Genomic DNA, 6,403 nt, shown 5'->3' with positions numbered 1-6,403 from the left:
ATGATGGGGCTTCTTTTTCACTTTTCTCTTGTTTTTTAGAAGAGGTACGAGAGCTCGTTTCATCCGGTTTGAAATGTGATTCAAAATCAGACATACAGGCTGTCAAGAAGAAAAGACTCAAAAAGAGCGTTGTAAGGAGAGTGATTTTTTTAGACATCATGTAAATCCCTTTCTAATTATAGAGCGCTATTTCTTCTATTGTACACTATAAAAGCTTGGAAAGCACGAAAAAACAGGAGAGAAAGCTTGTACGAAGTAGGTATTCATACAAGCTTTCTCTCCTGTAAGGGTCAGCTCCTTGTGATCTCATTTGAAGCGAGGGAGTCATCTTTTAATAACTCTCGTGTGCTTCAGTTAGTTGCCTTGAAAGAAGGGCTTAGCGTCCACCAGGCCCGCCAGGTCCACCGCCTTGAGGTCCGCCACCTCCGGGAGCCCCACCGCCTCCAGGCATGGAGTTGACAATTTCTGTTTGTTTTTCACCGTTGATATAGATGTCTCCGCCAGTGTAGGTGGCCGTTCCATCAAAGTCAAAGCCGGATTGCCCCGTCAAATTGATGGTTCCTCCAGTCACAGTGACGTTGCCGTTCGAGTCGATTGGATCGGTATCGCCTTGGCCGACTTCAACGTTGAGGGTTCCACCATTCATAGTGAAGAAAATTTCATCTTGGTTGGCATTGGCATTGGCCGCATTGACACCGTCATCGCTTGCGTAGATGGTGATATCTCCACCGTTGATGGTGATCGATTTTCCTTCAAGCCCTTCGACAGACTCGGTTACCTCATAGGTTCCGCTATCGATGACCAGATCACCAGAAGCATGGATGCCATCGTCCCCAGCTGAAATGGTCATGGTATTGTCAGACAGATACATGGTTCCGACAGATGTATCTTCATCGTTATCCACCTTGACGGCATCTTCATCTGCATCGATGGTCATGGTCGTACCAGTGATATTGAGTTCATCATTGACGTTGAAGGCATCTCCAACAGCCGTGATCTTATAGGTTCCACCTGTGATGTGGAGGGTATCATTGGCCTTAATCCCATTGTTCTTCTTGGCATCAATGTTGAGCGTACCTGAACCATTGATGGTAAGGTCGCCTTTAGAGAAGATGACCGCATCGGCATCTTCATCATTGTTTGAACTTGAATCAGATAGGGTATTGGTCGTGCCCTCTGCTAGAGTCAGGTAGACATGCCCTGCTTTTGTAGCAGAGATTGGCGCGTTGGTGTTGGTCATGGTAACGCCTTTTAAGACGATATGAACATCATCTGAGTCACCTGCTTCGACTTTGATTTGAACCCCATCGGATTCACCAGAGATGACATAGGTTCCGGCCTTCGAGATGGTCACGGTGGATCCAGAAACGGCTACGCCGTCCCCTGAAACAGTTGCAGAAGATCCAGACAGTTTTACAGTAGAGGCTGTACTTTCATTATACGAAGTGTCCTTGTCCTTATCTGTAAAATAGTTGGAGCTATCTGTTTTACTATTTGAAGTAGAAGTAGCAGTTGTTTGGGCGGTATTGTTTGTTGTAGCTGATTGAGATGACGCTTGGGTACAAGCTGTCAGTAAGGTGAGGGTAGCGACCCCCGTTAATAAGAATTTCCATTTGTTTGATTTCATGAGCTTTTCCTCTCGTTCCATTGATATGCTCCTAGTCTAAAGTTGCTAGCTGAAAGTTTCCTAAAGTTTTTCTGAAAGGAACCTTAACTTTAGTTTTCTTTAAGTTTGGCTTAATGAAAGCTTAAGAAAAGGCAACTAAACTAAGGAACAAGTAAAGCGACTCGTGGCTTTGCAACAAATAACGATAAAGAAAATGACAACTTATTTATAGAACAAAAGGAGAAAAACATGAAAAAAACGGTAGAGACAAGCTTCAAGCGGATTGAAACCAAATATGTGGTGAATAAAGAAGACTTGGATGATTTATTGAAAGATTTGAAGAAATATGTTGTTGAAGACGATTATCCCATCTCCACGATTTCGAATGTCTATTTTGATACCGAAGACTTTGATGTGATCCAAGATGCCCTTGCTAAACAGAACCGTCGTGAAAAGATCCGGATGCGGACCTATGTAGAGCATCCAACAGTGAAGAGTCCGGCTTTTCTAGAAGTAAAATCAAAGGATGTAGAAGGTATTGGTCACAAGTTCCGCCTGGTCTCGAACCCCTCCTCTATTACCCGCCTCATGACAGATGGATTAGTGGATCAGACCATTCAGGATCTGGACTTGGTTCAAGAAATCCAAGCTCTGCGCCAGCGCTATGATAACCGACTACAGCCTCAGATGTACATCTATTACGATCGTTTGTCCTTAAAAGAAAAGAAGAGCATCCAAGGCTATCCTTACAATAAGATTCGGGTCACTCTGGATCAAAACTTGGTCTATCGTGATCAGCAGGTCAGTCTCCTCCGTGGGAAAGCTGGAGAGCCTTTATTAGAAGAAAATACCATCATTATGGAAATCAAGGCCCCAGGTGAAGAACCTCAGTGGCTGAAGGACATTCTGGATAAGTACGGACTGGTCAAACAGAAATTTTCGAAATACAGTTGTGCCTACCATAAGTCACAAGGCTTAGACTACGCACCAACGCCAATTCAAGAAAGGACAGGTGCTGCCTATGTCTAATCTATTTGATTCTATTTTTAATAATGCTACGGCAACCGTAGATCCGGTGCGCCTGATGCTGGCCTTACTCGTCAGCCTGGTGCTCGGGATGGCCCTGTCTTGGACCTACAAATACCGTACCCTCTATACGCGTGAATTTATCGTCAGTCTCACCTTGCTTCCCTGCATGATGACCCTGGTGATTTTCCTAGTGAACGGGAGTCTGGGGACCTCGATTGCAGTAGCAGGGACCTTTAGCTTGATTCGATTTCGGTCTGCTACCAGCGGCTCGAGAGAATTGATCGCGATTTTCCTAGCCATGATTATTGGTTTGGCAGCGGGGTCGGGCTACCTCTTATTGGCAGTTTTGTTTACGGCCTTTCTGTTAGCTATCTGGCTCTTGCTTGAAACCAAGCAAAGTAAGACCGACCACCAACGGCGCCGTCACCTGACGATTGAGCTAGGAAATCAGGCTAGGATTGCAGATAAGATCAGCCGTTTGCTGGATCGCAATTGTACAGAAGTCGACTTGATTTCGGTCAATACAAGCCAAAATGGGGAACAGCTTACCTTGGATTATGAAGTGGATCTGAGACCAGAAGTCGATGATTTTGCAATGACGACTCTCCTAACAGAAGAAATTCATCATTGCGATGTATCCTTGACCAAGAAGGCCAAGAAAAGAAAGAACTTATAGAAGAGAGTGGGACAGAAATCGGTAATTCGTTAGAATTCGATTTCGTCGTCCCACCTCCGCACAGTTGAGTAGGGCTGTAATAGCTGATGAAATCAGCGTAGTAGAGCCCACTCAACCACTGCGTCTTGCTCGATAATTCAAAGACAATTGAAAGGCTAGAACTTTTGTCCCAGCCTCTTTTTAGGCTTTTAAGGACTTTTTAAGAAAAAGTGGTATACTGTTTCTAAAAAATTGAAGGAATCCTTTATGAAAAAGACTGCTATTTTTGAAGATGTCGTCTCTATTATGACCCATGATTCATCTACCATCAAGGATCGAAAAGGATGCGATCCAGAGCCTTTTCGAGAAAAAATTACAGATGATATGACGGATGATGCCTTTCTTTATCAAGTCAGGTCCTATCTAGCTAGTTTTGGGGTAATCGGCCATGTTTCCTTTGGAAAGAAAAAGGCCCCCAACAAAGGTTTTTTGTTGCGCTCGACAGACGACGGTCTCTTTGTAGAAGGGGCAAATGAAGATACAGGACTTCAAGTAGGAGATCAGATCTTAGCTTTGGATGGAAGTGACTTGGAGCAGGTAGCCTCTCTTCATAAGGACTATTTTATCAGCAAGACCCCTGAAAGACACTACCGAGAATGGGCAGATTTGATCTCTCAGTCCACAAGGGTCACTCTGCTTCGGGAAGGGGTAGAAAAGACCATTGAAGTAGTTCCCAGTCGAGAACCAATCCAAGATCAGATTTTTTGGAAACGATTAGACGATGAGATTCTTTATCTTCGTCTGGATAATTTTATGGATGAGGGAGCCATTGGTCGGGTATATCAAGAGTGTTTACCCATGATGACGGAGGTCAAGTTTCTTCTCATTGATGTCCGACAGAACGGCGGAGGGACAGATTCTCTATATCTTCCTCTGTTACATCTAGGCTTAGAGAAGGATCAGGGCTATGATTCGCTTGACTGGGACGATGATGGCATGGAAATTCTCTATACAGAACGTAATGTTGACCTGCGCTTGAAAGACTTTGAGGACTGGATGCAACAGGAAGAAATTAGTCCTGAAACCATTAAACTGCTTGAAGCTATGAAAGTGGAGTTGCTCTGCCATCGGGGCAAAGGTTATGTACCGTATCAGCAAGAAAGCGAGGAATTCTTCCCAGAGGTTAGAGGTGGCCAATATCCCGAACAGATCTTTATCTTATCAGATATTTATTGTCGATCATCTGGTGATAATTTTGTCCAGATGATGAAGCAGTTTAAGAAGGTAACGGTGGTAGGTAGACCAACTCTCGGAATTTTAGACTATTCCAATTGTTGTACCGTTGATTATGGCGATTATCGATTGATGTTTCCTACCTCTCGCTGTCTATGCATCAATCAAGGAAAAGGAATGACGGATCAAGGTGTGGAGCCGGATATAGAGGTTCCCTGGAGTCCCGCTCATTTTGAAAGAGATGTAGATCTAGACAAGTGTTTGGAGTTGATTCGTCAGAGTTGCGAAACGGCAAGATAAGGCTTAGATAGCGGTTGTCTTAAATCAGGATAGTAATCGTCTCTTATGGTAACGTTTTCTAGTATTTTTTCCTTGTGTTTGGATTGCTATGACTGAACAAAAAATGGTAAAATAGTCAGTGAAAATCAAAATGAAGAGTGAAAAAGATGAAACATAAAACACTTTATAAATTTATAGGGCAAACAATTTTGTATTTCGCTATTTTCTTAGCCCTACTCTATTTCTTTAGTTACCTTGGTCAAGGTCAGGGTGGCTTTATCTACAATGAATTTTAAAGGAGATCCCTACCGTGTCAAACCAACCAATTACTGATATGATCGAGGCGATTGAGCGCTTCGCCCAACTGCAACCAGACTATCCTGTCTACAATGTTCTTGGAGAAGAGCATACCTATGGCCAATTGAAGGCAGACTCAGATAGTTTAGCAGCCCACATTGACCAAATGGGACTTCCTGAAAAGTCACCTGTTGTGGTCTTTGGTGGCCAAGAGTATGAAATGTTGGCAACCTTTGTGGCCTTGACCAAATCTGGCCATGCCTATATCCCAATTGATAGCCATTCTGCCTTGGAGCGCGTGTCTGCTATTGTTGAAGTAGCAGAGCCTAGCTTGATTATTGCCATCAATGAGTTTCCAATCGAAAACCCAGCTGCTCCAATCATGTCCTTGGAGCAAGTGCGTGAAGCTTATGCGGCTCAGCATGCCTATGACTTGCAACATCCGGTCAAAGGGGATGATAACTACTACATCATCTTTACCTCAGGGACAACTGGAAAACCAAAAGGGGTGCAAATTTCGCATGATAATTTGCTCAGCTTTACTAACTGGATGATCACAGACAAGGAATTTGCGACGCCAGAGCGTCCGCAAATGTTGGCGCAACCACCCTATTCCTTTGACTTGTCTGTCATGTATTGGGCACCGACCTTGGCTCTTGGGGGAACGCTTTTTGCCCTTCCATCAGCTATCACTCAAGACTTCAAACAACTCTTTGCGACCATCTTTTCGCTTCCAATTGCGATCTGGACTTCGACGCCATCTTTTGCAGATATGGCTATGCTGTCTGAAGATTTCAATGCTGAAAAGATGCCAGGTATCACCCATTTCTACTTTGATGGGGAAGAGTTGACCGTGAAAACCGCTCAGAAATTGCGCGAGCGTTTTCCAAATGCGCGCATCATCAATGCTTATGGACCAACGGAAGCAACTGTTGCTTTGTCGGCAGTCGCTATTACAGATGAGATGTTAGCGACTCTTAAGCGCTTGCCAATCGGCTATACCAAAGAAGATTCTCCAACCTTCATCATTGATGAGGAAGGGAACAAATTGCCAAATGGAGAGCAAGGGGAAATCATCGTGTCTGGACCAGCTGTTTCAAAAGGTTATATGAATAATCCAGAGAAAACAGCAGAAGCCTTCTTCGAATTTGAAGGTCTTCCAGCCTATCATACGGGAGATGTCGGAACCATGACAGATGAAGGTCTCCTTCTCTATGGTGGACGGATGGACTTCCAGATCAAGTTTAATGGTTACCGTATTGAGCTAGAAGATGTTTCTCAAAACTTGAACAAATCTCAGTACA

General features: G+C 43.9%; 6 protein-coding genes. 5 read left to right on the top strand and 1 reads right to left on the bottom strand.

Annotated features, from left to right (window positions below):
* Positions 1-376: 376 nt before the first annotated feature.
* On the bottom strand, positions 377-1,627 hold the full coding sequence (locus tag ACLOR3_RS02950) for a carbohydrate-binding domain-containing protein (RefSeq protein WP_206135096.1): 1,251 nt from the start codon (positions 1,625-1,627) through the stop codon (positions 377-379).
* A 228-nt stretch (positions 1,628-1,855) separates the two neighbouring features.
* On the opposite strand from ACLOR3_RS02950, the gene ACLOR3_RS02945 reads away from it, so the two are divergent.
* The 5 genes from ACLOR3_RS02945 to dltA all read left to right on the top strand — a co-directional run.
* Positions 1,856-2,635, top strand: a complete 780-nt coding sequence (locus tag ACLOR3_RS02945; protein WP_129269739.1) for a polyphosphate polymerase domain-containing protein — start codon at positions 1,856-1,858, stop codon at positions 2,633-2,635.
* Positions 2,628-3,311: a DUF4956 domain-containing protein gene (locus tag ACLOR3_RS02940; RefSeq protein WP_129269741.1), complete on the top strand. Its 684-nt coding sequence runs from the start codon at positions 2,628-2,630 to the stop codon at positions 3,309-3,311. Before ACLOR3_RS02945 ends, ACLOR3_RS02940 begins: the two co-directional genes overlap by 8 nt.
* A 246-nt stretch (positions 3,312-3,557) precedes the next feature.
* Positions 3,558-4,823, top strand: coding sequence for a S41 family peptidase (locus ACLOR3_RS02935; RefSeq protein ID WP_411400187.1), 1,266 nt, complete (start codon positions 3,558-3,560; stop codon positions 4,821-4,823).
* 146 nt (positions 4,824-4,969) lie between these two features.
* Positions 4,970-5,098 carry a teichoic acid D-Ala incorporation-associated protein DltX gene (locus ACLOR3_RS02930; RefSeq protein ID WP_006595368.1) on the top strand — a complete coding sequence of 43 codons (129 nt, stop codon included), beginning with the start codon at positions 4,970-4,972 and terminating at the stop codon, positions 5,096-5,098.
* 38 nt (positions 5,099-5,136) lie between these two features.
* Positions 5,137-6,403 (top strand): D-alanine--poly(phosphoribitol) ligase subunit DltA (gene dltA, locus ACLOR3_RS02925; RefSeq protein ID WP_412036995.1); only part of this gene is annotated, 1,267 nt, incomplete at its 3' end.

It is taken from the genome of Streptococcus intestinihominis (assembly GCF_046824975.1).
GTDB lineage: Bacteria > Bacillota > Bacilli > Lactobacillales > Streptococcaceae > Streptococcus.
The sequence above is the reverse complement of the archived record's forward strand: the minus strand, read 5'-3'. Positions and strand labels throughout refer to the sequence as shown.

What these genes read in the sequence shown, in the direction of transcription:
- ACLOR3_RS02950 (WP_206135096.1), bottom strand. Translation starts at nt 1,627, where the DNA reads ATGAAATCAAACAAATGGAAATTCTTATTAACGGGGGTCGCTACCCTC.
- ACLOR3_RS02945 (WP_129269739.1), top strand. Translation starts at nt 1,856, where the DNA reads ATGAAAAAAACGGTAGAGACAAGCTTCAAGCGGATTGAAACCAAATAT.
- ACLOR3_RS02940 (WP_129269741.1), top strand. Translation starts at nt 2,628, where the DNA reads ATGTCTAATCTATTTGATTCTATTTTTAATAATGCTACGGCAACCGTA.
- ACLOR3_RS02935 (WP_411400187.1), top strand. Translation starts at nt 3,558, where the DNA reads ATGAAAAAGACTGCTATTTTTGAAGATGTCGTCTCTATTATGACCCAT.
- ACLOR3_RS02930 (WP_006595368.1), top strand. Translation starts at nt 4,970, where the DNA reads ATGAAACATAAAACACTTTATAAATTTATAGGGCAAACAATTTTGTAT.